Source organism: Rhodococcus spelaei (assembly GCF_006704125.1).
In the GTDB taxonomy this organism is placed as follows: domain Bacteria; phylum Actinomycetota; class Actinomycetes; order Mycobacteriales; family Mycobacteriaceae; genus Rhodococcus_G; species Rhodococcus_G spelaei.
The window spans coordinates 83,944-109,115 of record NZ_VIGH01000011.1 but is presented as its reverse complement, the minus strand read 5'-3'; the positions used below and the strand labels follow the sequence as shown (position 1 = coordinate 109,115).

Here is a 25,172-nt window from a genome sequence, read left to right as displayed (position 1 = left end):
CCACGAACTCGAGCCCGGCGGTGCTAACGTCCGGCGACTATGACCTACCTTGCGCTGGTCCGACACGGCGAGACCGAGTGGAACGCCGAGCGCCGACTGCAGGGCTCCTCGGACATCCCACTCAACGACACCGGGCGCTCGCAGGCACTTGCCGCCGCGCGCCGACTCGGCACCCGAACCTGGGACGTCCTGGTCAGCTCGCCGCTCTCGCGAGCGGGTGAGACCGCCGACATCATCGGCGCCCACCTCGGGATCGATCGGTCCGCGACCTACCCGGAACTGTCCGAACGCCATTTCGGGGAGGCCGAGGGCGCGACCGACTACGAGGTCTACGACCGGTGGCCGTACGGGGTGTATCCCGGCATGGAAGAGCACGCCTCGGTGACCGAGCGTGGGCTGCGGATTCTCGACGAGCTCGCCGTACGCCATCGCGGCTCGTCCATCGTCGCCGTCACGCACGGTGGGTTGATCCGGTCGGTCGTCGGCGCCCTCCACATCCACCGCGCACCACGCATTCCGAACGCTGCGATCAGCACCCTGCGCCACGACGGACACGGCTGGACCGTCCTCACCATCAACGGGTTCGACGTGTCGGATCGTGCGACACTCGGAAGGTGAACGACACCATTCGTGTAGTTTCGCACCCCAGCCGATCGCGACTGCTGCGCATCGGCACCCTCCTCGCCGCGGGCCTGCTGTGGCCCGCTCCCCTCGCCGCCGCAGCACCCGCGACCAGTCAGCCCGCCGGGTGCGTGCCGTTCGGGACCGCGCAGCTACCGCCAGGCGCGCCGTCCGCTGGGGGCCGAGCCGGACTGACCACCCTGCCACCGTTCACCGGCGCGGCCGCCCCAGCATCCGTCGAGATTCGCACACCGACCACGCAGTTCAACCGGTTCTGGGACTTCACGCTCGTCGGCCACGACCTCCTGACCCGGCCGCGGAATACCGGTGTCCCGACGACCGAACCGTGGCGCTACGTGCCGATGCCCGAGTGCCTGCGCGGACGTCTGGTCGGGATCTCGCTCGACGACGACGAACTCGTCGCGGTCGACGACAACGGCTGGATCTACACGATGGACAACGCCTCCCAGCATCCGCTGCTGTGGAACTGGACCTCCGCCTGGGGCGCTCCGCTGTGGATCGGCCCCGGTCGGCAACTGCCCGGGGACCGTCCGAACGGTTGGGCGTTGAGCGTGTCGTCGCCGTGGGACAACCAGACCTACACCGACATTGCGGGACGGATCCACTTCATCGGCTTCGGCAAGATGACGATGCTGCCCGCGTTGACCGGGGACGGCAGCCGCATCACCTACGCGGACCCGTGGCTGCCCAACGACGACAGCTACGAGATCGGCGGTCCGCTCGGCGGGAGGTTCCGCGCGGACTCGCTGTCGGCGGCGGGGTCGACCACCTTCGTGATGAACAATTACGGCGACATGTACACGCGCACCTTCGATTTCGACTCGTCCGGATCGGACTCGATCTTCTTCCGCTACAGCTGGGACGACCAGGCCGGTAAACCGACCGCACCCAACCTCGTCGTCGAGACGCTCGACCGGAGCACCGCCGCGATCCAGCTGCCCGCGCCGGACTGGGTGCACCAACCCAAGGTCCCCGGCGAGATCACCTCTGCCATCAGTGTGCACTCCCTCGGCCCCGGACCGAATCGGCGCGAGCTGCGCGTGGAGGGCCGGCGCGACGGCGAATCCGGTTTCTGGCACAAGGATCTCGTCGGTGGCACGTGGGAGTTCACCCCTACCGCTGCGGCCACCCTCGGGACACCGATCGACAATTCGCCGGCGGACCGCTCGAGCGACACCCTGGCCCCGCCGGCCCCCTGGCACCTGTCCACGACGCTGCCCGCCCGCGACGGGGCCGTCGACGGGCAGACCCTGATCGACATCGGGTTCCCGTACACCGTGGTGGACCCGCGACTGCTGGACGCGGTGGGCCAGCACGCGCAGCCGTCCGGCTACCGGCTGCAGGTGGACCACTTCGACCCGGCCGCCACCAGTCGCCCCGCGACCGTCCGCGCACCGGACGGCACGGACATTCCGGTGGTCCTGCACACCGCGGACGGGCTGCGGATGACGCCACGCGGGCCCGAACTCGACGACAACCCGCGTCACCTCGTCGGAGCGATCGAGATCCCCGCGGACATTCTTGCCTCGCGGGAGTCGACTCCCGCCCTGGACGCGTTCGTCCGGGACTGGATGCGCGGCAAGCACATTGCGGCAATCACGCTCAGCGCCACCGACCACGACCTGGTGGTGCGCTGATGAACACCACGGCATTGCGACTGGCCGCCGCGACGTTGGCCGCCCTCGCGCTCGCGGGGGCGGCGGCCTGTTCCGACCCGTCCGACGAGGACCTGGACCTGCCCACCAACGACGACATCGCGGCACTGTTCACCGAATGGAACGACGCCCTGGCCACCGGGAACCCCGAGACGGTCGCCGCGCTCTACGCCCCCGACGCGGTGCTCATCCCGACGGTCAGCAACGTCGTGCGCACCGATCACGCCGGAATCGTCGACTACTTCACCGGGTTCCTGCCGAGCAGGCCGAGCGCGGTGATCGAGCAGTCGACGATCAACGTCCTCGACGCCGACAACGCGATCGACACCGGCACATACCGATTCACCCTGCACCAGGCCCAGGGGCCGGAGACCGTCGATGCCCGCTTCACCTTCGTGTACCAGCGGCGAGACGACCAGTGGCTGATCGTGAACCACCACTCCTCGGAGATGCCCGAACCCTGACGGGACCGGTCGGTCGTCGACGCACGCGGCGCCGACGACCGACCGGAGCGGAGCCCGCGGAGCGACCCAGGCCCCGACCCCTCCGATCAGACCCCGGCGATCGCCTCGAGCGGCTTGGTCCGCGCGGCCCGGACCGCCGGCCACAGCGCGGCCAGCACCCCGACCACTCCGGAGCCCAGCAGCATTGCCACGACCTGGCCCCACGGCACCGCCACCATGTCCAGACCCTGGTCGGCGAGCGTGCTGACGAATCCCCATCCGAACGCGAGGCCGAGCAGCACCCCGACGGTCGCGCCGAACACCGCGATCAGGACCGACTCCAGATAGATGGTGCGGCGGACCTGCGGTCGCTGCATGCCGACGGCCCGCAGCATTCCGATCTCGCGGCGCCGCTCGACCACCGACAGTGCGAGGGTGTTGACGATGCCGAGAATCGCGATGACGACCGCCAGCGCGAGCAGTCCGTACAGCACCGCGAGCAGGGTGTCGATCTGCTGACTCTGCGTCCCCTTGAACTGCTCCCGGTCCTTGACCTGTACCACCAGGAAGCGGTCCGTGCCCTGCTCGAGGCTCGAGCGCAACGCGGCCACGTCGGTGCCGGGTGTCGCCTTCACCAGGACCGCCCAGTCCGCGCGCATCGCGGCGGGTGTCATCTGGTCGTACACCTGCTCGGGCACCAACCAGTCGCCGAGCAGTTGACTGTCGGCGAAGATCCCGGTCACCGTCGTGGTCACCGCGACGCCGTCCTTGTTCGTCATCACCACGGGTGTGCCGAGCTTCCAGTCCCGCTTGGCGGCATAGCTTTCCGACGCCAGCAGGTTGGTCCCGGACAGGTCCGCGCTGCCCTGCTCGAGGGTGTAGTCGAGGACGCCGTCGAGCTGGCCGCCGATGGCGGTCCCGGTCACCTTGTCGTCGCCGATCTTCGCCGTGACGCCGTGCATCGGGACCGCCGCGGCGACCCCGGGCACGTCCCGGATCGCGGCGGACGCGCCGACCGGAACGCCGATCTGGGGCGGACCGGTCAGGATGTAGTCGGCCTTGACCCCGATGTCCACCAACGAGTTCACGCTCGCCTTCGCCGACGAACCGAACACCCCGATGACCGTCACCAACATCAGCCCGAGCGTCAACGCGAACGCGGTCGCGGCGGTGCGGCGCGGGTTACGGACCGCGTTGGTCCGGGCCAGGCGGCCGATCGCGCCGAACGGTCGGGCGAGCACGACACCGAGCGCCCCGACCACCGGTCGGGAGAGTGCGGGGGCCGCGAGCAGCACCGCGATCACCAGCGCACCGGCGCCGCTCCCGACGGTCGCGGCCGCGCCTCCCCCGGTGCCACGCGAGCCGGCCACCAGCGCGGCGACTCCCACCACCGCGAAGACGCCACCGACGATGGTTCGCACCCGCAGCGAGTCGCCAGCGGACGAGAACTCCTCACGCATCGCGGCCACCGGCGGGATCTTCGCCGCGCGGCGGGCCGGGGCGTACGCACTGACGACGGTGACGAGGACCCCGACGACCAGCGCCACGATCACCGTCCGCGGCTCGAGCTGCAGCGAACCGCTCGGCAGCCCCACGTCGAAGGTGTTGAGCAGTGAGCGCAGTCCGTAAGCGAGCGCGACACCGGCGGCGATGCCGAGCACGCTCCCGAGTACCCCGACCACCAGCGCCTCGAGCACCACCGACCGGCCGACCTGCTTGCGGCTGGCCCCGATCGCGCGCAGCAGCGCCAGCTCGCGCAGGCGCTGCGCGACGATCATCGCGAAGGTGTTGTAGATGATGAACGTGCCGACCAGCAGCGCGATCGCGCCGAACGCGAGCAGGAAGTAGTTGATGAAGCTCAGCGCCGAGGTCACGTTCGTCTTGACCTCGTCGCGGACCTGGTCGCCGGTCTGCACCTTGAGGTCGGGCAGCGCGGCCGCGACCCGCTCACGCATCTGCTCCTGCGACGTACCGTCCCCCGCGACGTCGACGTAGTTGGCGTGCGCGCCGTCGGTGAACAGCTCCTTGGCCTGGGTGGCGTCGAAGAGCGCGCCGACGAATCCGCCGGTGTCGGTGGCGGGTTGGTAGATGCCGGACACCGTCACGTCGAGTACGCCGTGCGCGGGCACCAGCACCTGGGTGCTGTCCCCGACTGCGAGTCCGGCCTTGCCCGCGCCGCCCACGTTGAGCGCGATCTGCCCGGGCCCGCTGGGCGGGGCGCCCGCGACGAAGGGGCCCGGGTCGCCGAGGTGCTCGCTGTTCGGGGCGTAGGACTCGCCGATGCTGGGCGCTCCGCCGGTCTGCACCGGTTTCTTGTCGGCACCGAGCAGCACGATCTGCCCGTTGACGGCGGGCACCACGGCCCGGACTCCGTCCACCGCCTGAAGTGTCGGGAGAGTGGTGAGCGGGACGCCACTCGATCCGTCCTCGGGGCTGCTGACCCGGACGTCGACACCCTTCGCCGCGTCCTCGAACAGTCCGTTGAACGTCTTCTGCAGGGTGTCGGTGAAGACGAACGAGCCGGTCACGAACGCCGTGCCGAGCACCACCGACAGCACGGTGAGCGCGAGCCGCACCTTGTGCGCCGCGAGGTTGCGCAGCGACACCTTGCGCATGGGATTCCGATTGAGAGTGGCCACGGGTCAGCTCCGCACGCTCGACCGTGCGTCGAGCCCCTTCATCCGGTCCAACACCGTGTCGGCGGTCGGCTCCCGGAGCTCGTCGACGATCTGACCGTCCGCGAGGAACACCACCCGGTCCGCGTAGGCCGCGGCGCGGGGGTCGTGCGTGACGATAACCACGGTCTGCCCGAACTCGTCGACGGACGCCCGCAGGATCGACAGCACCTCGCCGGAGGAGTGCGAGTCCAGGTTGCCGGTCGGCTCGTCACCGAAGATGATCTCCGGCTGCCCCGCGAGGGCCCGTGCGCACGCCACACGCTGCTGCTGGCCGCCGGACAGCTCGCTCGGCCGGTGCTCCAACCGGTCGGTCAGTCCCAGCCGGGTCAGCACCGAGTTCAGCCACAGCTGGTCGGCCGCACGGCCCGCGATGTCGAGAGGCAAGGTGATGTTCTCGAGCGCGGTGAGAGTCGGAACCAGGTTGAACGCCTGGAACACGAACCCGATCCGGTCACGACGCAGGGCCGTCATCTGCTTGTCGGACAGCCCGGTCAGGTCGGTGTCACCGATCAGCACAGAGCCGGAGGTCGCCGTGTCCAGGCCGGCGAGGCAGTGCATGAGCGTGGACTTGCCCGAGCCGGACGGTCCCATGATCGCGGTGAACTCACCACGGGCGAGGTCCACGCTCACGCCGCCGAGCGCAGTGACCGCGGTCTCGCCGGAGCCGTACATCTTGGTCAGGTTCACCGCCCTGGCTGCGACGGCCTCGCTCGGGGATGTCGGGTCGGGTGCGGCGTGCGCGCTCATGACGGCCTTTCCTGCGGATCCGAATAGCCGGACCGGGCGGTCCGACCCGTCCATGATTACCGGCAGTGCCGCGGGCCGCTATCAGGGACCACCCTGATCTTGGGCCTCAGGAGCCGACCGACCCGATGTTCGACCCGCCGACAGTAGGCTGGCCCCCATGCGCATCGGAGCTCACGTACGCCAGGACGACGACCCGATCGGCGCCGGGGAGGCACTCGGCGCCGAGGTCGTGCAGCTGTTCCTCACCGACCCGCAGAAGTGGAACAAGCTGACCCCGCACCCCAAGGCCGAGCAGATCCGCGACAGCCCGATCGACGTGGTGGTGCACTCCTCGTACGTCATCAACGTGGCGTCGTTGAACAACCGGATCCGGATCCCGTCCCGCAAGTCCGTGACCGAGCAGGCCAAGGCCGCCGCGGACATCGGGGCGATCGGTCTGGTCGTGCACGGCGGTCACGTCCGCGACGGCGAGGACCAGGCCGAGGGATTCGCCAACTGGCGCAAGCTGTTCGAGCGCGAGGCCGACAAGGGCGGCTTCGCGGTGCCGATCCTGATCGAGAACACCGCGGGCGGGGACGCGGCGATGGCCCGACGCTTCGACGACATCGCCCGTCTCTGGGACGAGGTCGGCGACTTCGGCGCCGGGTTCTGCCTGGACACCTGCCACGCGTGGGCCGGCGGCGAGGACCTGGTCGGCGTCGTCGAGCGGGTCAAGGCGATCACCGGCCGGATCGACCTGGTGCACCTGAACAACTCCAGGGACGAGTTCAACTCGGCGCGGGACCGGCACGCGAACCTGGCCGACGGCACCATCGACGCGGCCGTGCTCGCCGAGGTGGTGCGGACGGCGCAGGCCCCCGTGATCCTCGAGACTCCCCCCGAGGGCCTCGCCGACGACCTCGCGTACCTGCGCGAGGCGCTGTAGGCAGCTCCGCGCCTGTGAGTCCTTCTGGTCCCCAGCCGGACCAGAAGGACTCACAGGCAGCGGAGCTGCCTACAAGTTCTCGGCGATGTGCTTGATCCGGTCGAGTCGGGCGTCCCACTGCGCGCCGATGGCCTCGAGCCGGCGACCGACGGCGCTGAGTGTCGAGCCGAGCGCCCGGAACCGGACCTCGCGGCCGACCCGGATCCGTTCGACCAGGCCGGCCGCTTCGAGGGCGGCGAGGTGCTTGGCGATCGCCTGCCTGCTCACCGGCAGTCGATCGGCCAGCGCCGATGCGGACAGGTCCTCGCTGCCGAGCAGTTCCAGGATGCCCCATCGGGTGTCATCGGCAAGCATCGCGAACACCGCTGTCGGTGACACGGACGGCGGCGCGGTCATGCCGATACCGCCTCCAGGTAGTCGACGAGCTCGTCGAGTTCGCCGTTCCAGCCGCCCCGGTTGCTCTCGAGCTGACCACGCCGGGCCTCCTCGTCGTCGCTGATCCGGTCGAAGCCGGTCTCGACGACGGTGAGCACCGTCGCGTCGCCCTCCTCCACGAGGGTGAACCGGACCTCGGTGGCACGGTCGAAGTCGAATTCGCCGCCCTGGGTGTTCCATCGGTAGGCGAAGTGCGTCGGCTCGTCGACCTCGGTGATCTCCATCGTGAACTCGTCGTGGCCGGGCCAGCCGAGGCCTCCGCGCGCCCCGACCTCGAGCGCGTCGATACGGGCGGTCTGGCCGAACCACTTCGCGATGTGTTCGGGGTCGGTGAGCGCGCGCCAGACGGCTGCGCGCGACGCGTTCACAACGACGGTGCGGCTGACGGTGTACCGGTCGGTGTTGATGACTGCTGCCTGAGTGTTCGTCATTCCGAAGGCTCCTGCCGGGAGGTGGTCGTCCATTTACTGCAACCCAATGGTTGCATCAATCTCCCCAACCTGCAACCAGCACATTGCATATGTGCCGCGCAAACATGTCGCTACCCGAAACCATGTTGATCAATTGCTAAGGTCGGCAAGTGGATTCGCTGGTTGATGCCCTCAGCACGCAGGCCGCGCCATGGTGGGCGGTGCCGCTGTCGATGATCGTCGGCGTGCTGCTCGGCGTCTTCGCGGTACGACGTGGCCGCGTCGCACCGGCCGCCGCCGGCGCAGCCCCCGCCGACCCGCAGGTGCGCTCGATCTACGTCCGCTTCCTCGCCGCGACGGACACCGCACACAACAGCATCGTCGCGGTCGACAGCCAGGTCCTCGCTGACGCCGACCTCGAGCAGGCACTCGAATCGGCGGACCCGAACCTGCGCTCGCTCGCGCGGGCCATCGTCGACCTGGACGGCATGGTCAACGAACTGCGCATCCTCGCCCCGGCCCCCGTGGTGGACTCGGCGGTCGAGTTCTTCGGATTCGTCACCGACTCGACGATGGACGGTGTGCACGACTGCGACGACTTCCGCGCCCGCTACACCGCCCGCAAGTCCGCTTTCGTCGATGCCGTACGAGACGCACACGGAGAACGCCGGCTCAGCTCCCGCTGAACCGGCGCCCCGTGTTCCTCCGCAGCCGTCACGCCTTCGGTCCCGTCACCGCCTTCGGCTCATCCGACGTGGTGGGGACAACCTCATCGGCATGCATCTCCGACACCTCGGACTTGAGGATTCGCATCGACCGACCCAGACCACGCGCCGCGTCCGGCAGCTTCTTCGAACCGAACAGCACCAGCAGCACCACCGCCACGATCGCCCAGTGCGCCGGACTCATCGCCCCCATCAGCCCGCCACCTTGTCGGCCGGGTACACCGCGTCGACCTCCACCTCGACGAGCCACCCGGCCACCGGCAGGCTGCCTACCTCGAGGGCGAACCGGGTGGGCCGAGCCTCGTTGCGTTCGAGCGGCGCCGCAGGTTCGGCGCTGCCGAGCGGCACCAGTTCGGTGTCACCGGTGTCGAGATTGGTGTTCGCGAAGAACTGGCGGTAGGCACGGTTCCAGCCTGCGTAGTCCGCGCGGTCGGTGCCGGGCGCGTTGTCGAGAAACACCCGCATCGTCGTGACATCCGCAAGGGTCAGTCCCCGCGCCCCGAGGTTCGTGCGAATGTTCTTCAGGACGTTGAGGCCCTGCGCTTCGGTAACCGTGACACCGGGAGGCAGGACTCCCCCGGTGAACTGGCCGTCGATGTAGGACTCCGGGCTTCCTTGCGGCGCAGCCTTGTTCGACGCGGTCGGGCCGAGTCCGCTGGACTTGTACACGGTGGCGCCGGAACTGATGGTGACGCCCTGCGCGATCATCGGGTTCGCCTGTCCTGTCTCGAGGACGGGGGTGGCGACCGCGGCGGGTTCGCCCGGAGCGGCCGTGTCGTCACTGTCGGAGGAGCATGCCGTGAGCACGATCGCGGTGGCGGCGAGCGCGGCGACGGTCGTGACGGAGCGGGAGGTGAGCTTCATGAGTTGTCCTTGGGTGAGGTGATCGACGGATCAGGCTGCGGAGACCCGCTGATGCAGTGCGGTGACGACATCGCGGGCAGAGGTGAACGCACCGTGTTGCCAGGCAATCGCGTTCGACAGGTGATCGCCCGCGAAGTAGATCCGCTCGACCGGCTTCAACAGCAATTCGTACTCCGGGGTCGCAGCGCCGCCGTGCGAATCGCCTGCACCCTGCCAGCTCATCCACGCGCCCTCGGAGTACTTCATCCGCCGCCAACTGCCCGAGAACGACGACGCGATGTCCCGCCCATACTTGTCGCCGTGCACCGCAATGCCTTCGGCCACCGCCTTCGCCAGACGTTGTTTGTGCGTGAGGGATTCGAACCCGAGGTGCCGCTTTCCGGTGCTGTAGTAGCCGACGACGACGCCACGGTCGGACCCGTAGTGGTCGTACGGGAACATGATCTGCGAGATGTCCTTGTCGGTGTTCGACGCGCCGCCGTAGATGTGATCCTCGGTCTCCCACCAGCGGCGTGTGTATTCGATGCCGAGCTTGCCGGACGACACCGGGATCGCCGCTGTCAGAGCGGTCCGCACGTCGCTCGGCAGGTTGTTCTCGAAGCGGCCCACCAGGTTCGGCGGGACGGTGCAGATGCAGTAGTCGGCCGTGATCGACTTCTTCGACCCGTCCTGGGTGTAGGCGACGGTGACGCCGTCGGAGACGTTCGTCATCGACGTCACCTCGGCACCGAACTTGATCTTGTCGGTTCCGATCTTGTCCCGGAAGGCGTAGTAGATCCGGTCCATTCCGCCGACCGGGGTCATCATCATCATCGCCTGGTCGTACCCGAACTCGAAGCTGAAGTTGCGCCCGAGCCCGCTGCGGATCACGTCCGACATCGCGAACGGCTGGGTCTCGGTGCCGAAGTTCAGGCCCGCACCGGGTTCCGCGGAGTACCCGCGACGGGAGGACCCGACGTAACGACCGTCGCTGGACAGGTCACCGAAGTCGCTCAGGAACGACGACAACGCCTCCTTGTCGTCCGAGGACAACACCGTGTCGAGGGCACCCATCGACGTGGCTTTCTGCAGCAACTCCGACATGTAGCCGAAGGTGTCGGCCTTCGCGGCCCGGTACTGGACCGACTGGCCCGAGACAAGCGTGTTGCTGTTGTAGTTGACGAGTGTATTCGCGTTCTGGTTGCCGAAGGCCTGGATCTCCACACCGAGCTCGCGGCAGTAGTCGAGGGTGATGTGGCTCTGCGGAATTCGGGTCGCGCCGAGGTTGTAGAAGTGCCCCTGCGCGAACGTGCACGTCTGGGTCTCCCCGCCGATCTCCGTCTCGGAGGTGCCGCCGCGAACCGAGTACACCCGCCCGCCCGGGCGGGCGCGGGCCTCGAGCACCGTGACCTTGTACCCGGCCTTGCCGAGCTCGTAGGCCGCGCACAGGCCGGCAGGCCCGCCGCCGAGCACGACCACCGAGCGGTTGCCGGGCGCCTTGCCGATCAAGTCACCCATCGCCGGAGCCTGGAATCGGGCCGCGGAGGTCGAAGCACCGGCCGCGGGAGCCAGCCCGAGCGTGGACATCGCGCCGTAGGCCAGGCCGACTCCACCGGTCGCACCCAAACCACGCATGAAAGATCTTCTGGTGACATTCATTTCAGGACTCCCATCGCACTCGCGCCTCGTCGGCGTCGTCGTTCGGTGGTAATCCTGGAACCGGGGTGCTTCGCGACGGATACGGCGTGGAAACGGTTCTGCAGCGCCGAGTGAGAACCGCACGACGGCGCTCTCTCATTCGCCGCGACTGTCGCCGACCCATATCCGAAACGCCCTCGAAACACGTCCTGGATACGGTCGGCGCGGTCGGCCTCCTGGTCTCGACCGCCTTCTGGCCCCGATCGCTGTGGGAGGTGCCGTGACCGCGATGGAGTCGTCCGCGCTGGCGGATGCGATTACGCGTTCGTTCGAGCAGAACGAGCCCGACCGGCCTGCAATGTCGCCATTGAGAGCGCTCGGGCGACGACAGCTTTCCGGGTTCGAGGTTCTCGCACAGTCGGTCGCGACAACGGCGCCGGCCGCGTCGATGGTGCTGCTGCCGGTAACCCTGCTCGCGCACGGCATGCCACTCGCCGGGCTGGTGACGATCGTGGCCGCCACCGTATTCGTCACGCTGATCGCCTGGTGCACAGCACAGTTCACCCGGCGCATGGTTGCCTCCGGCGGCCTGTACGCGTTCGTCTTCCAGGGGCTCGGGGCACGCGCAGCTCTGACCACCGGCGTCGCGATGGCAGCGAAGTACGTGGGCAGCGGAGCGTTGACGCTCTACCACGGCGGGCAGGCGGTCATCGCGATCGCCGCGGAGTGCGGCCTCGACATCCGCGGCCCCGCCGCGGCGCTGGTGTACCTGGCGATCGCGGCGGCGATCCTGACGACGCTGCTGCGCGGCGTGCGCTTCGCGGCACTCGCGATCCTGGTGGTCGAGGTGTGTTCGCTCGTGTTCATCGTGGGTCTGATGCTGGTGCCCGGGTCGTCGGCTCAGCTCGCACCGGTCCCGCCCGCGTCCGGGTCCGCGCTGCTCCCCGTGATGCTCTCCGTCCTGTTCGCGCTCGCCGGCTTCGAGAGCGCCACGTTCATCGGGCCCGAAGCGCGCAGGCCGATGGTGACCGTCACCCGGACCGTGCTCGCCACCCCCGTGATCTGCGGCGTCCTGTTCGTCTTCGCCGGCTGGGCGGCGTGGACCGGGCACGCCGACACCCTCGTCGGCGCCTATCTGCACGGCGCATCGACCGGGGTGAGTCCCCTGATCGTGGCGCTGGTACACCTCGGCATGTGCTGCTCGTGGCTGGCATCGGCGATGGCATCGTCAAATGCGGCGTCCCGGCTGCTGTATTCGATGGGCGTCGAGGGGGTACTGCCGAGGGCCTTCGCCAGGACGCACCGTGGACTGCGCACACCCTGGGTGGCGTTGACCGCAGCGGCGGCAGCCGTCGGCGCCGGTGCACTGGCGTTCTCGATGGCCGGCAGCGTGCCCGGCGAGGCCCGAGTGGGCTTGCGGATCGCGTTGCTGATCGCCTACGTCCTCGTGGCCGCGGGCGCCATCGCGTTCCTCCACCGTATCCACGAGGTCACCGGGCCGCTCGCCTGGACGGGCCGTCTCGCCGTGGCAATCGGCCTCGTCGCGATCGGATACGTCGCCTTCGGGCACGCACTCGACGGCGAGTTCGGCGGGTTGCTGACCGTTGCTGCGGTGCCGTCGGTCGCGGCCGTCTGGTATCGGTACCTGCGGCGCACGAGACCCGACAGCCTCGCGGCCGTCGGGGTCTTCGACAGTCCCGAGTCTGCAGACGTCCTGCCCGGCGCGGGCGCGTTCGCGGTCAACTCCCGCGGCAGCATGGCGTTGGTCGGCGCCGACCACCCGGACGCGGTGCGGCAATGAGCGGCGGTGAACCCGGCGGCCACGAACCGCGCGCCGTACAGCGAGCACTCGCCCTGCTCGAGGCGGTCGCGACTCTCGGCTCGGGAGCCTCGGCGCGCGACATCGCCGCCCTGACCAGGGTTCCGCCCGCCACGGCATACCGGCTGCTCAACATCTTGGTCGCGGACGGCTACCTGGTGCGAGTGGAGGACCTGTCCGGATTCGCGCTCGGGCTGCGGACCCGCGAATTGGCCGGGGCGACACCAGCACCCGAGCCGGCCGTCGATCCGGCGCCTGTGCTCGAGAAGTTGCGCGGCCAACTGCGGCACGGCATCTACCTCGCCTCCTACAGCGGCGGCCGGGTCCGACTGGTCGACCGCGACCCGGACCACGAACTGTCCGGCGAATCGACCTGGACCACGCACCTGCACGCCTCCGCGATCGGCAAGCTCCTGCTGGTGCAACGCCCCGACCTGATCACGCCCGGACCGCTCCGTCAGATCACCACCCGCACCAAGACCGAACCGGCCGAGATCGCAGCCGAACTGCGTCAGGTCCGCGACATCGATGCCGCCTGCGAGATCGACGAGAGCCGCATCGGACGCACCGCGCTTGCGGTCCCGGTGCGCTCCCCCGATGGGCAGCTCACCGGCGCCCTCACCGCCATCGGGCGAACCGGACGGCTCCGTGAAAGCGACGTCGACGTATGGGATCTGCTGAGGTCGTACGCCGCGCTGCTGACGGGGCCGCCGCCGACAGTGCGCTCCGCGCACTGTGCGCGCCGTTCACCCCAGCCGGGGTGAACGGCGCGCACGGGCGGCGCAGCCGCGCGATCGATGTCACGCTGGAGTCCATGACCACCACCGACGAACGCGACCTCCTCCTCGGCGTGCTGGCACGCCAACGCGCGGCCCTGCGCGGCGCCCTCTCGGGGCTCACCGAGGAGCAGGCCCGGAGTGTGCCCAGTGCCAGCTCGATGAGCCTGGCCGCATTGCTCAAACACGTTGTCCGCGGCGAGGAACAGGCCCTCGCACTGCTCACCGGCGATCCCGGCGACGCCGACCCGGACCCGGTCGCGGGCTGGTTGTCCGGCTGGCAGGTGTCCGGGGACGAAACCGTCGCGACCCTGCTCGCCCGCCAACACGCGGTGGCCGAGCGGATGGCGGCGCAGATCCGCGTCGAGAGCGACCTGACCCGGCAGCCGGTCATCCCGGCCGCGGTCGCGCAGTGGTTCGACGAGGGCGTCCACGACGTGCGCTGGGTGCTGCTGCACCAGATCGAGGAGCAGGCCCGACATGCCGGGCACGCGGACGTGATTCGCGAGTCGATCGACGGCGCGCAGGCGGCACAGCTCACGGGAAGCTAAGTCTCGCCGAGCATGCCGCCATCCGGTACGTTCTTGCCCGGAACGCACCGACACACCGAGGAGCATGAGTGAACGCCACCACCCTGGCACGCCGGACCGCTGCAGCAGTCGCAATCGGAGCGGTGGCCTGTCTGACGTTCACCGGCACCGCGGCCGCGGATCCGCTGTCCGACGGGATCGCGCACCTGCGCGAGGTCGCCGGCGCCAACAAGTCGGAGAAGGCCGCGGTGAACCTGCTGTCGCGCTCACCGCTCGTCGTCAAGCCCATCGCGGACGGCGTCGACGTCGCCACCGGCTTCGGCACGTTCGCCTACGCCTCGCCGACCATCGGCTGCGGCCCCAACCTGCCGATCACCCTCACCGCCGCGTCCACCAGCAGCGGACCCGCGGTCGCCCTGGCCGACGGCGAACTCCGGTTCCAGGCCTCACCGCGCTACTCGGGTGTCGCCGTCGGGTCCGGCCTGACCGCGGTGTGGCTCAACACGACCACCGGGGCGAGCGGCATCGCCCCGATCGACGGCGTCACCGAGTTCGGTACCCCGTCGCTGTCGAAGGTCGTCGCAACGGGCCCCGGCCAGGTCGCGGCAACCCTGTTCGGCACCGTGAACTACCCCGACGCCACCTGCATCGTGCTGCCGACGGTCGGGCTGTTCACGGTGCAGCCGCCCGCGGCGCCCGCACCGCAGCAGTAACCCTCACGAACGCACGAACGCCCGGCCACCTGGTGGCCGGGCGTTCGTGCGTTCAACGGGTGTGGAGTCAGTAGCGGTCGCGCTTGGGCTTGCGGTCGAACTTGCCCTTGCCGAACTGGCCGTCGTCGCGGGACGCCCGCTGCTGTCCGGGCGGGCCCTGGTCGGGGGTCAGCTGGATCAGCACACCGGAGATCCGGGTGCTGCGCAACGCCTCGAGCGTCTCGCGGCTCAGCTCGGCGGGCAGCTCGACCAGGCTGTGGTCGGGCCGGATACTGATGTGCCCGAAGTCGCTTCGGCGCAGGCCGCCCTCGTTCGCGATGGCGCCGACGATGGCACCGGGTGCGACCTTGTGCCGCTTGCCCACCGCGATCCGGTACGTCGCCAGCTCCTGCCCGCCCTTGCCGACCTTCGGCCCGTCGTCGAAACGTCGTGCCGGACGCTCGGCGCGCGGCGCGCGCTCACGCGGCGGCGGCGGGGGCGGCTCGGGCGACATCAGGAACGCCTCGCCGTCCCGGGACTGCACGGCCAGCGCGGCGGCGATGTCCGCCAGCGGGACGTCGTGCTCACGCTCGTAGTCCTCGATCAGCCGCCGGAACAGCGCGAGGCTGTCCGAGTTCAGGCTCTCGGTGATCGAGTCGCCGAACTTCGCGACGCGCTGGGCGTTGACGTCCTCGACAGTCGGCAGCTGCATCTCCGTCAGCGGCTGCCGGGTCGCCTTCTCGATGGCCTTGAGCAGATGACGCTCGCGCGGCGCGACGAACAGCAGCGCGTCGCCGGAGCGGCCGGCCCGGCCGGTGCGGCCGATGCGGTGCACGTACGACTCGGTGTCGTGCGGAATGTCGTAGTTGACGACGTGCGAGATCCGGTCCACGTCGAGACCGCGGGCGGCGACGTCGGTGGCCACCAGGATGTCGAGGTTGCCGTTCTTGAGCTGGCCGATGGTCCGCTCGCGCTGCGCCTGCACGATGTCGCCGTTGATCGCGGCGGCCGAGAAGCCGCGCGCGCGAAGGCGTTCGGCCAGATCCTCGGTGGCCTGCTTGGTGCGAACGAAGATGATCATCGCCTCGAAGTCCTCGACCTCGAGGACCCGGGTGAGCGCGTCGAGCTTGCGCTGGTGCGCCACCTGCACCCAACGCTGGGTGATGTTCGTGGCGGTCGACGTCTTGCCCTTGACCGTGATCTCGACCGGATCGTGCAGGTACTGCTTGGAGATCTTGCGGATCGCCGGGGGCATGGTCGCCGAGAACAGCGCGACCTGCTTGTACTCGGGCGTCTCCGCCAGGATCTTCTCGACGTCCTCCTGGAAGCCCATCTTGAGCATCTCGTCGGCCTCGTCGAGCACCAGGTAGTCCAGGTGGGAGAGGTCGAGCGTGCCCTTCTCCAGATGGTCGATCACGCGACCCGGGGTGCCGACGATGACCTGCGCGCCGCGCCGCAGCCCGGACAGCTGCACGCCGTAGGCCTGACCGCCGTAGATCGGCAGCACGCTCAGGCCCGGGATGTGCGCGGAGTACTTGCCGAACGCCTCGGCGACCTGCAGCGCCAGCTCACGGGTCGGTGCCAGCACCAGCGCCTGCGGCCGCTTCTGGTCGGTGTCGATCCGCGACAGGATCGGGACCGCGAACGCGGCGGTCTTTCCGGTGCCCGTCTGCGCGAGGCCGACCACGTCGCTGCCCGCCATCAACGGCGGAATGGTCGCGGCCTGGATCGGCGACGGGGACTCGTATCCGACGTCGGAGAGTGCCCGCAGCACCCGCTCCTCGATGCCGAGATCGGCAAAGGTCGTGGTGTCGGTTTCCGGCTCGGGGTGCTGCTCGGTGTCACTCATTTCACCAGGAGTTTAGTCGATGCGGGCACCTCCGGCCGACCCGCACGCCGCAAGTCGCCGTCGGACGAGCACACCCGCGGTCGGCGCGAATCGTCGGTAAGGCGACAATTCGGTACCCGAACTCACGACAGGAGCGCCCGTGCCCGAGCAGACGCCCATCCCCACCCACTGGTACAACATCGCCGCAGACCTGCCGGTGCCCCCGCCGCCGCACCTGCATCCCGGCACCCGGGAGCCGGTCACGCCCGCCGACCTGGAGGCGCTGTTCGCGTCCGGCCTGATCGAGCAGGAGGCCTCCACCGAGCAGTACATCGAGATCCCCGAAGCGGTCCGTGAGGTCTACAAGACCTGGCGACCCGCGCCGCTGATCCGGGCCCGCGAGTTCGAGAAGGCCCTGGGCACCCCCGCCCGCATCTACGTCAAGTACGAGGGCGTCAGCCCGGTCGGCAGCCACAAGACCAATACCGCGGTCGCGCAGGCCTACTACAACGCACAGGACGGCGTCACCAAGATCACCACCGAGACCGGCGCCGGCCAGTGGGGCAGCGCGCTGTCGTTCGCGTGCGCGAAGTTCGGCATCGACCTCGAGGTGTGGCAGGTGCGGGCGTCGTACGAGTCGAAGCCGTACCGCCGCTTCCTGATGGAGACCTACGGCGGCACCGTGCATCCGAGCCCGTCGACGCTGACCGAGTCCGGCCGCAAGATGCTCGCCGACGACCCCGAAACCCCGGGCAGCCTCGGCATGGCCGTCAGCGAGGCCGTCGAGGTCGCCGCGAGCGACCCGAACGCGCGGTACGCACTCGGCAGCGTCCTCAACCACGTGGTGCTGCACCAGACGGTCATCGGCCTCGAGGCCGTCGAGCAGCTGCGCGCGGCAGGTGAGGAGAACGCCGACGTCGTGTTCGGTTGCGCCGGAGGCGGTTCCAACCTCGCCGGCCTGGCGTTCCCGTTCATCCGCGAGGTCCTGCACGGCCGGGCGAACACCCGGGTCATGGCCGTCGAGCCGGCGGCCTGCCCGTCGATCACCAAGGGCGAGTACCGCTACGACCACGGCGACGTCGCCGGACTGACGCCGTTGCTGAAGATGCACACCCTCGGGCAGGACTTCGTGCCGGACCCGATCCACGCCGGCGGGCTGCGCTACCACGGCATGGCGCCGCTGCTCAGCCACACCGTCGACCTCGGCTACGTCACCGGCCAGGCGGTCGACCAGACCGAGTCGTTCGCCGCGGGCGTGCTCTTCGCGCGCGCCGAGGGCATCGTCCCGGCGCCCGAGTCGTCTCACGCGATCGCCGCGTGTGCCGAGTACGCGCGCGGCCTGACCGAGCCGGAGGTGCTGGTCATCGGCCTGTCCGGGCACGGCATGCTCGACCTGCCCGCGTACCACGAGTTCATGCAGGGCAACCTGGTCTCGACTCTCTAGTCAGCCTCGCGGGCGGCGGGCGCGTACGAGCGACCGCGGCCCGCGGGTCGGCCACACCCTGGACGCGACGGTGCCGGTGGAGAACAGTCGCGCACTGCATGCCGCCGTCCCGGACAGCGTGTATGCCGAGATCGACGGCGGCCACGTCGCGTTCTTCGAGCGGCCCGACGAATTCGTCACGCTGGTCCGCGACTTCGTGCTCGCGAAGTGACGGTCGCCCTCGGTGGGGCTGCTGCGGAATACTCGGCGTCATGGTCGAGATCGCCGTAGCCCAGTTTTCCGCCGGTCAGGACAAGCGGGAGAACCACCTGACACTGCGCAACCTGGTCGGCGAGGCCGCCGCCAGGGGCGCGCGGGTGGTCGTCGCGCCGGAGTACGCGATGTTCGCCGCGCCGCGCATCGACGAACGGCTCGTCGAGTCCGCCGAGCCGCTCGACGGCCCGTTCGTCTCCGGACTGCTCGAGATCGCGGCCGAGTTCGGCGTGCACCTGGTCGCGGGCGTCAACGAGGCGCTGGCCGACGACGATCGGGTCTCGAACACCCTGGTCGCGGCGTCACCCGACGCGGCGATCGCCGCCGTCTACCGCAAGCTGCACCTCTACGACGCGTTCGGCTACAAGGAGTCCGACGTGATCCGGCCCGGCGCCATCGAGGCCCCCGCCACGTTCGCCGTCGACGGGCTGACGTTCGGCATGCAGACCTGTTACGACCTGCGCTTCCCGGAAGTCACGCGGCGAATCGTCGACGCCGGCGCGGACGTGCTGGCGCTGCCCGCGCAGTGGGTGCCCGGACCGCTCAAGGAGGACCACTGGACCACCCTGGTGCGGGCGCGGGCCATCGAGAACACCGTCTACATCGCGGCCGCGGACCAGAGTGCCCGCACCGGGTCCGGCAACTCGATGATCGTCGACCCGATGGGCGTCGTGCTCGCCTCGCTCGGCGACCAGGTCGGCACGGCCCGCGCGACTGCCGGCGCCGAGCGGATCGCGGAGGTCCGAGAGAAGAACCCGGCACTGGCGCTGCGGCGGTTCACCGTCACCGAGCGGTAGCCCGCGCAGCGGGCTCAGAGCACTCGATTCGGCGTAGGTTCGAATCAGGATGCTGTACGCCACTCGCGCCATCGCCGGTCGCGCGCTGGCCACGTCGCTCGAGCACCTGCGCGACACGAAACCCCTGGTGCTCGGGCTTCCGCGCGGCGGGGTCCCGGTCGCGGCGGAGGTCGCGGCCGCGCTCGGTGGCGACCTCGACGTGATCGTCGTCCGCAAACTCGGCGTCCCGTGGCAGCAGGAGTTGGCGATGGGTGCGCTCGGCGAGGACAACGTGCGGGTCCTCAACGACGACGTGATCGCCCAGGCGGGCATCACTCCCCTCGCGCTGGCGGCCGTGGAGTCGAAGGAACACCGGGAACTGAACCGGCGGGTGCGACTGCTGCGCGGCGAGCGCCCCCGGACCCCGGTGACCGGTCGGGTGGTCGTGATCGTCGACGACGGGATGGCCACCGGTGCGACCGCCGCGGTCGCGTGCCGGGTGGCGCGGGCATCGGGCGCGGCGAAGGTGGTGGTGGCGGTCCCGGTGTCCTCGGAGGAGGCGGTCGAGCGGGTACGGGACGAGGCTGACGAGGTGGTCTGCCCCCTGGTCCCGCACTGGCTCGGGGGTGTCGGCGGGGCGTACCGCGACTTCCACCAGCTCTCCGACCAGGAGGTGACGACGCTGCTCGAAACGTGACGTTCGCCTCATCCCGCCCCTGCGGCGACAGCGAACACGCAGTTCACGAGACTCGGAGTTACAGACAATTCGGCCGCGCCTGCAGCAATTCGGTCATTGCGGACATCCAGAGGGAGTGCATCCGGGCGTCGGATGTGATCCAATGCACACTCGTAATGTCAGCAGTTCCTGGAGGGATCCAAGTGCGAGAGTTCGAAGTTCCGGCATCGTTTTCCATCCCGGAAGACGTCTCGATGGCCGACACGGTATTCCGCTTCGAGAAGGAATGCCCGCAGCACGTGCCGTTCAAGAAGCTGGTCGACGGCTCGTGGGTCAACGTGACCGCTGCCGAGTTCGCAAACCAGGTCAAGGCCGTCGCGAAGGGCCTGATGGCCTCCGGCATCGAACTCGGCGACCGCGTCGCGATCCTCTCCGCCACCCGGTTCGAGTGGGTCGTGCTCGACTACGCCATCTGGACCGCCGGCGGCTGCACCGTGGCGATCTACGAAACCTCGTCCGCGGACCAGGCGAAGTGGATCCTCGAGGACTCCGCCACCTCCGTACTGGTGGTCGAGACCGCCAAGCACGCCGCGACCGTCAAGGACGTCGCCGAGGCCGCCCCCGCCCTGCGGGAGATGCTGCAGATCGAGGCCGGCGCGCTCGACGAACTCACCGCCCGCGGCGCCGCGATCACCGACGAGCAGCTGCACGAGCGTCGCGGCCAGGTGGGCGCAGCGTCGCCGGCCACCCTCATCTACACGTCCGGTACCACCGGTCGCCCGAAGGGCGTCCAGCTGACCCACTCCAACTTCAACGCGGAGTCACAGGCCGTCAAGATCGCCCTGGCCGACGCGATGCACGAGGGCCGCAGCACCCTGATGTTCCTGCCGCTGGCGCACGTGTTCGCCCGCGCGATCTCCTTCGGCGCCTTCGACAACAAGGTCACCGTCGGGCACACGTCGGACATCAGTACGCTGGTCGATCAGTTCGCGGTGTTCAAGCCGAACTTCATCCTGTCGGTCCCCCGCGTGTTCGAGAAGGTCTACAACTCGGCCAAGCAGAAGGCCGAGGACGGCGGCAAGGGCAAGATCTTCGGCAAGGCCACCGAGACCGCGATCGCGTACAGCGAGGCCCTGGAGGCCGGCGGTCCGGGCCTGGGACTCAAACTCAAGCACGCCCTCTTCGACAAGCTCGTGTACGGCAAGCTGCGCGCCGCGCTCGGCGGCGAGTGCGACCGCGCGGTGTCCGGCGGGGCCGCGCTCGGCGCCCGCCTCGGCCACTTCTTCCGCGGCATCGGCGTGCCGGTGTACGAGGGCTACGGGCTCACCGAGACCAGCGCCGCGATTACCGTCAACACCACCGACGCGCAGAAGGTCGGGACCGTCGGCAAGCCGATCAACGGCCATGCCGCCAAGATCGCAGACGACGGCGAGCTGCTGGTCAAGGGCCCGGTCGTGTTCTCCGGCTACTGGCACAACGACGCGGCGACCGCGGACTCGATCCGCGACGGCTGGTTCCACACCGGCGACCTCGGCTCCATCGACTCCGAGGGCTTCGTCTCGATCACCGGCCGCAAGAAGGAAATCATCGTCACCGCCGGCGGCAAGAACGTCGCCCCCGCGGTGCTCGAGGACGCCCTGCGCGCGCACGCCCTGATCAGCCAGTGCCTGGTGGTCGGCGACGCGAAGCCGTTCATCGGCGCCCTGATCACCATCGACCCGGAAGCGCTGCCCGGCTGGAAGGAGCGCAACGGGGTCGCGGCCGACGTGCCGGTGTCCGAGGTGGTCAAGCACCCGGACCTGGTCGCCGAGATCGACGCCGCGGTCGCCGACGGCAACAAGAAGGTCTCGAACCCGGAGCAGATCAAGAAGTACCGGATCCTGGACGTGGACTTCACCGTGGAGACCGGCGAGCTGACCCCGACGCTCAAGCTCAAGCGCAACGTCATCCACGAGTCGTTCGGCACCGCGATCGAGGCGATCTACTCCTGAGCGGGCCACCGATGTGAGTGAATGGGGGCGTTCTCCCGACCTGGTCGGGGGAACGCCCCCATTCATTTTCGCAGTGCGAGAAGGAGACCCGATGTCGGTGTACGACCCGACCGTCACGTTCGGCGAACCAGGTCGCGATCGTGCTCGGCTCGAGTGACCTGGTGGTCCAGATCTAGTCAGGCGGGCTCGGCCAGCTCCGCGCGCAGTTCCGACGCGAAGTCGGCGACCGACAGCGGACGAATCTCGACCGCGGACTCGGTCCGCACGAGATACCTGCCGTCGCCCTCGACGTCGATCCAGCCGAAACTCCGCGACGACGACTCGGGACGGTCGAGTCCGGCGCAGACGGTGACCTCACCGGTTCCCGTGCGGGGCAATGCCAACAGGCTCCGGGCACGGGCGATCGCGGTCGCCGAACGCACCGGCACCATCAGCGCAGACCGGCTCTCGCCCCGCACCTCGGCGAGCGGGGCCGCCACCGCCTCCCGAGTCCCGGCCTCAGACGCGGGGAACATGTCGACGATCCGATGTGCGAACGTGTCCACCCCGGCCAGGCACATCGCCAGGTCGCCGCCCACGTCCGAACTGGGTCCCGGACGCTGCGCCACCACGACGGCGGTGCGGCCGCTCGCGCATCCGAGCACCCGAATCTGCGCGGCGTGGCGACCCTCGATGCCGAAGACCTCCACCCGGACAGCCGGTTTCGCGAGAACAGCCAGTGCCGCGGCGAGCTCGTCGTCCCGGTAGCACGCGTACCAGTCCGACAGCGCGCGCACCTGCGCGACGCGCTCGTCGACGGTCCGAGCGGTGGGGCGCACCCGCAGCGGGTACGGGTACCGGTCGAGCCCGGTCTCGCGCCAGGCATGGTCGAACTCGTCCGGGGTCAACGTCCACCGCACCGCGCTCACGCCCCCAGCACGGGCGGCGCGACCCTCGGCAGGTCGCCGATCAGCTCGTTGCCGTTGTCGACGTTGACCAGGTAGCCGGGTGTGCGATGTTCCTCGTCGTCCTCCCCCGCCGCGCGGGTGCCTGCGTGGCCCATCCCGCCCATACCCGCGGCCCCCGGTCCGGCTCCCCGGGCCCCGGTGCCGGCAACCGGACTCGTCCCGGGCGTCACTGGGGGTCCACCGACCACGGGTCGCTGTCCCTCCGTACCTGCGCCTGCGTCCGAGCCTGTACCGGCGGTCCCGCCGAGGCCACGCGCCCCCGAGCTCGCACTACGGTCTGCGCCGCTCCGGGAGCCCGATCCCGTTGCGGCACTGCCGGTTCCCCCGATTCCGGCCGGTGCGGTGCCGAGCCCGGCGGGGCCGGCGCCGCTGCCCGTTCCCGTGGCCGACGTACCCGCGCCCGATCCCGGTCCGGCACCGGTGCCCGTGTCGTTCTGGACGACCGGACGCGATCGGTCGGCACCCGACGGCCCCGTCTCTGCGGCCGCGGACTCGGTGCGTGTCGCATCGCTCGTGTCGCCGTCGAGTGCGGGGTCGGCGGCAAGTCCGCGCTCGCGTCCCGAGTCGGTTTCCCCACCGCCGCCGGAGTCCGTGCCCCTGCCCGCGTCGCCGTCACCGAGGCCGCCGCTGGTCGGGTCGTGCGCCGCAGCGAAGGCAGGGACCCCTTCTCCCGCAGTTTGATACGTCGGAACGTAGGCGCCGTTCATCACCCGCACGGCCTCGAGCCTGGCCTCCTCGCGGGCCGCCTCGGCTGCCTTGCCCGCGCCGGGCACGAACAGGTCCACCCCCGGGACGGCCGGCACCGGAGGTGGCATCCGGGACACCACCTCGGCAGAGCCGAACTCGACCGCGCGCAGCCGCAGGTGGACGGCGTTCATCACCTGGCCGACATTGCTCGCCGAGGACAGGAAGGTGCCGACCCCTGCGGTCGCGTTGTCCGCCGCGGCGCCGCGCCAACCGCCGCCGATGGCGTTGCCGAGCGAGGCGTTGAACTTGGCGAACGCCATGCTGACCGCGTTCGTTTCGTTGCCCCAACTTGCCGCGAGCTGTCCGATGTCGGCAGGCCTGATCGTGTTGGCCTTCGCGTACATCTCCTCGTGGGTCATCGAGTCGAAGAACTCCATCGAGGTGATGTACGAAGGATCGGCGCCCTCCCCGACGCCGCTCTCGCGGGCGGACTGCGTGTCCTGGATTCGCTGCCGATTCTCCTGCTGGACCCGGACGTCACCACTCTGGCCGATGCCCGGGTACAGCGCGCCGATGTCGTCGCTCACGGTTCAGTTCTCCTCGGGGATGAGTGGTTCGACCTTCTGGGAGAGTTCGAGCAGTCCGTCGCACTTGTCCATGCCACGCTTGCGGGCCTCGGAGCGGAGCGAACTCTTGGTCCAGACCACGCCCTCGCGTGTGTGCATGACGATGTCGCACGTTTCCACTTCATCACGCAGCATGATCGCTTCCCGCCCATTCACATTGATCGGCTCGGCGACCGCGCCGAACCGGTCGCGGTACTCCTGCAGCGTGATGTTCGAGGACGAGATCCGCACGATATTCAGATCCGACTGGAACGTGCAGGACAGAAACGCGTAAGTCGAAAAGACGGAGTCGTCCCGCTTACGGGTTGTCGGATCGACCCCCAACCCACGAATCGTGTCATCGCCCAGATCCAGACACGGATCGAACGTGACATCCGGGCGGCCGGTGTCGTTGATCTGCGTCGGTGCCACAAGTTTCGACGGAACTGTACTGACCGAGACGCCGTCGGGACCTGATGACACCGCGTCCCCAGGCACGCTCGTCGCACAGCCGCTGACTACCCCCACTGCCGCCACTGCCGCCCAGACCGGCCGCCTCATTCCACCGCTCCTGCATTCCTCAGCTGCTGCGTATGTGCGTCCGAGGCGGCGGCGTAGGACCTGTCCGCGGCCAGGAACATTTCCCGCATCCGCTCTGCCACGACCCGGTACCCGACCAGTTGCTCGCGCGCCTCCACAGCTTTCCTGGCAAACCCGGATTCGAGTTGCTGCGCCGACAGAAAGTCCCCGAACCCGCCCTTCGTGCCAAGCGCACTCATCGCCTCCGCCCGGACATCCAGCTCGTCGATCAGCTCCTGGCAGTGTGCCGCGCACGCCTGCCCGACCCCGTCGTCCAACCACAGCTCACCGGCAACCGCGGCCTCGTACATCGCCGCGACATCCGCCCCGCTCGGCTCATCCATGCGCGCTCCTCCCCGAGTACGACCCGACGCGCACACAGCGCGTGCTACCCATTGGACGCGACCGCGGCCACACTGGTTCCACCGG

Annotated in this window: 26 protein-coding genes; 14 read left to right on the top strand and 12 right to left on the bottom strand. The window is 69.5% G+C overall.

What is annotated here, in order from left to right; translation table 11 throughout:
- Positions 1-39: 39 nt before the first annotated feature.
- From FK531_RS21190 to FK531_RS21180, 3 genes are read left to right on the top strand one after another with little or no spacing between them, the layout of a single operon-like run.
- Positions 40-618 carry a histidine phosphatase family protein gene (locus FK531_RS21190; RefSeq protein WP_142103005.1) on the top strand — a complete coding sequence of 193 codons (579 nt, stop codon included), beginning with the start codon at positions 40-42 and terminating at the stop codon, positions 616-618.
- On the top strand, positions 615-2,279 hold the full coding sequence (locus FK531_RS21185; RefSeq protein ID WP_246098306.1) for a hypothetical protein: 1,665 nt from the start codon (positions 615-617) through the stop codon (positions 2,277-2,279). The genes FK531_RS21190 and FK531_RS21185 overlap by 4 nt, the downstream gene beginning before the upstream one ends.
- A complete protein-coding gene (locus FK531_RS21180) occupies positions 2,279-2,761 on the top strand; it encodes an SgcJ/EcaC family oxidoreductase (protein WP_142103003.1) in 483 nt (160 codons plus the stop codon). The genes FK531_RS21185 and FK531_RS21180 overlap by 1 nt, the downstream gene beginning before the upstream one ends.
- Before the next feature lie 86 nt (positions 2,762-2,847).
- On the opposite strand, the gene FK531_RS21175 is transcribed toward FK531_RS21180, so the two are convergent.
- Both FK531_RS21175 and FK531_RS21170 read right to left on the bottom strand, forming a co-directional pair.
- Positions 2,848-5,355, bottom strand: coding sequence for an ABC transporter permease (locus FK531_RS21175; protein WP_142103047.1), 2,508 nt, complete (start codon positions 5,353-5,355; stop codon positions 2,848-2,850).
- Positions 5,356-5,382: 27 nt separating this feature from the next.
- The gene (locus tag FK531_RS21170) at positions 5,383-6,165 is read right to left on the bottom strand and encodes an ABC transporter ATP-binding protein (protein WP_142103001.1); all 783 of its coding nucleotides are present in this window, start codon (positions 6,163-6,165) and stop codon (positions 5,383-5,385) included.
- Between the two features lie 157 nt (positions 6,166-6,322).
- Here FK531_RS21170 and FK531_RS21165 point away from each other — a divergent pair, with 157 nt between their 5' ends.
- Positions 6,323-7,090, top strand: coding sequence for a deoxyribonuclease IV (locus FK531_RS21165; protein WP_142102999.1), 768 nt, complete (start codon positions 6,323-6,325; stop codon positions 7,088-7,090).
- Positions 7,091-7,159: 69 nt separating this feature from the next.
- On the opposite strand, the gene FK531_RS21160 is transcribed toward FK531_RS21165, so the two are convergent.
- Positions 7,160-7,486, bottom strand: a complete 327-nt coding sequence (locus FK531_RS21160; RefSeq protein WP_142102997.1) for an ArsR/SmtB family transcription factor — start codon at positions 7,484-7,486, stop codon at positions 7,160-7,162.
- Positions 7,483-7,956, bottom strand: coding sequence for an SRPBCC domain-containing protein (locus FK531_RS21155; protein WP_181763060.1), 474 nt, complete (start codon positions 7,954-7,956; stop codon positions 7,483-7,485). Before FK531_RS21155 ends, FK531_RS21160 begins: the two co-directional genes overlap by 4 nt.
- 149 nt (positions 7,957-8,105) lie before the next feature.
- Here FK531_RS21155 and FK531_RS21150 point away from each other — a divergent pair, with 149 nt between their 5' ends.
- A complete protein-coding gene (locus FK531_RS21150) occupies positions 8,106-8,621 on the top strand; it encodes a hypothetical protein (protein WP_142102993.1) in 516 nt (171 codons plus the stop codon).
- 28 nt (positions 8,622-8,649) lie between these two features.
- On the opposite strand, the gene tatA is transcribed toward FK531_RS21150, so the two are convergent.
- From tatA to FK531_RS21135, 3 genes are read right to left on the bottom strand one after another with little or no spacing between them, the layout of a single operon-like run.
- Complete coding sequence (gene tatA / locus FK531_RS21145) at positions 8,650-8,853, bottom strand: Sec-independent protein translocase subunit TatA (protein WP_142102991.1); 204 nt, start codon at positions 8,851-8,853, stop codon at positions 8,650-8,652.
- The gene (locus FK531_RS21140) at positions 8,853-9,524 is read right to left on the bottom strand and encodes a Rid family hydrolase (RefSeq protein WP_142102989.1); all 672 of its coding nucleotides are present in this window, start codon (positions 9,522-9,524) and stop codon (positions 8,853-8,855) included. Before FK531_RS21140 ends, tatA begins: the two co-directional genes overlap by 1 nt.
- A gap of 30 nt (positions 9,525-9,554) precedes the next feature.
- Positions 9,555-11,138, bottom strand: coding sequence for a flavin monoamine oxidase family protein (locus tag FK531_RS21135; RefSeq protein ID WP_142102988.1), 1,584 nt, complete (start codon positions 11,136-11,138; stop codon positions 9,555-9,557).
- Positions 11,139-11,430: 292 nt separating this feature from the next.
- On the opposite strand from FK531_RS21135, the gene FK531_RS21130 reads away from it, so the two are divergent.
- From FK531_RS21130 to FK531_RS21115, 4 genes are all read left to right on the top strand, one after another.
- On the top strand, positions 11,431-12,942 hold the full coding sequence (locus FK531_RS21130; RefSeq protein ID WP_142103045.1) for an APC family permease: 1,512 nt from the start codon (positions 11,431-11,433) through the stop codon (positions 12,940-12,942).
- Positions 12,939-13,724, top strand: coding sequence for an IclR family transcriptional regulator (locus FK531_RS21125; protein WP_142102986.1), 786 nt, complete (start codon positions 12,939-12,941; stop codon positions 13,722-13,724). The genes FK531_RS21130 and FK531_RS21125 overlap by 4 nt, the downstream gene beginning before the upstream one ends.
- A 50-nt stretch (positions 13,725-13,774) precedes the next feature.
- Positions 13,775-14,287, top strand: a complete 513-nt coding sequence (locus FK531_RS21120) for a mycothiol transferase (RefSeq protein ID WP_142102984.1) — start codon at positions 13,775-13,777, stop codon at positions 14,285-14,287.
- 68 nt (positions 14,288-14,355) lie between these two features.
- Positions 14,356-14,979: a hypothetical protein gene (locus FK531_RS21115; protein ID WP_142102982.1), complete on the top strand. Its 624-nt coding sequence runs from the start codon at positions 14,356-14,358 to the stop codon at positions 14,977-14,979.
- Between the two features lie 67 nt (positions 14,980-15,046).
- On the opposite strand, the gene FK531_RS21110 is transcribed toward FK531_RS21115, so the two are convergent.
- The gene (locus FK531_RS21110) at positions 15,047-16,807 is read right to left on the bottom strand and encodes a DEAD/DEAH box helicase (RefSeq protein WP_142102981.1); all 1,761 of its coding nucleotides are present in this window, start codon (positions 16,805-16,807) and stop codon (positions 15,047-15,049) included.
- Between the two features lie 139 nt (positions 16,808-16,946).
- Here FK531_RS21110 and FK531_RS21105 point away from each other — a divergent pair, with 139 nt between their 5' ends.
- The 5 genes from FK531_RS21105 (at position 16,947) to FK531_RS21085 (ending at position 21,925) form a co-directional block, all read left to right on the top strand.
- Positions 16,947-18,230 carry a TrpB-like pyridoxal phosphate-dependent enzyme gene (locus FK531_RS21105; protein ID WP_142102979.1) on the top strand — a complete coding sequence of 428 codons (1,284 nt, stop codon included), beginning with the start codon at positions 16,947-16,949 and terminating at the stop codon, positions 18,228-18,230.
- A 76-nt stretch (positions 18,231-18,306) separates the two neighbouring features.
- Positions 18,307-18,441, top strand: a complete 135-nt coding sequence (locus tag FK531_RS22915) for an alpha/beta fold hydrolase (RefSeq protein WP_290367643.1) — start codon at positions 18,307-18,309, stop codon at positions 18,439-18,441.
- 40 nt (positions 18,442-18,481) lie between these two features.
- Complete coding sequence (locus tag FK531_RS21095; protein WP_142102977.1) at positions 18,482-19,279, top strand: carbon-nitrogen hydrolase family protein; 798 nt, start codon at positions 18,482-18,484, stop codon at positions 19,277-19,279.
- 49 nt (positions 19,280-19,328) lie between these two features.
- Positions 19,329-19,955, top strand: a complete 627-nt coding sequence (locus tag FK531_RS21090; protein ID WP_142102975.1) for a phosphoribosyltransferase — start codon at positions 19,329-19,331, stop codon at positions 19,953-19,955.
- 182 nt (positions 19,956-20,137) lie between these two features.
- On the top strand, positions 20,138-21,925 hold the full coding sequence (locus FK531_RS21085) for an AMP-dependent synthetase/ligase (RefSeq protein ID WP_142102973.1): 1,788 nt from the start codon (positions 20,138-20,140) through the stop codon (positions 21,923-21,925).
- A gap of 176 nt (positions 21,926-22,101) precedes the next feature.
- Here FK531_RS21085 and FK531_RS21080 read toward each other — a convergent pair whose 3' ends face one another.
- Genes FK531_RS21080 through FK531_RS21065 form a run of 4 tightly spaced genes read right to left on the bottom strand, consistent with a single transcriptional unit; the run spans position 22,102 to position 25,087 of the window.
- Complete coding sequence (locus FK531_RS21080) at positions 22,102-22,833, bottom strand: ESX secretion-associated protein EspG (RefSeq protein WP_142102971.1); 732 nt, start codon at positions 22,831-22,833, stop codon at positions 22,102-22,104.
- Positions 22,830-24,146 (bottom strand): hypothetical protein, encoded by a 1,317-nt coding sequence (locus FK531_RS21075; RefSeq protein ID WP_142102969.1) that lies wholly within the window; start codon positions 24,144-24,146, stop codon positions 22,830-22,832. The genes FK531_RS21080 and FK531_RS21075 overlap by 4 nt, the downstream gene beginning before the upstream one ends.
- A gap of 3 nt (positions 24,147-24,149) precedes the next feature.
- Entirely contained in the window at positions 24,150-24,725 is a 576-nt protein-coding gene (locus tag FK531_RS21070; protein ID WP_142102967.1) for a DUF3558 domain-containing protein, read from the bottom strand.
- Positions 24,722-25,087, bottom strand: coding sequence for a hypothetical protein (locus FK531_RS21065; protein WP_142102965.1), 366 nt, complete (start codon positions 25,085-25,087; stop codon positions 24,722-24,724). Before FK531_RS21065 ends, FK531_RS21070 begins: the two co-directional genes overlap by 4 nt.
- Between the last annotated feature and the right edge of the window lie 85 nt (positions 25,088-25,172).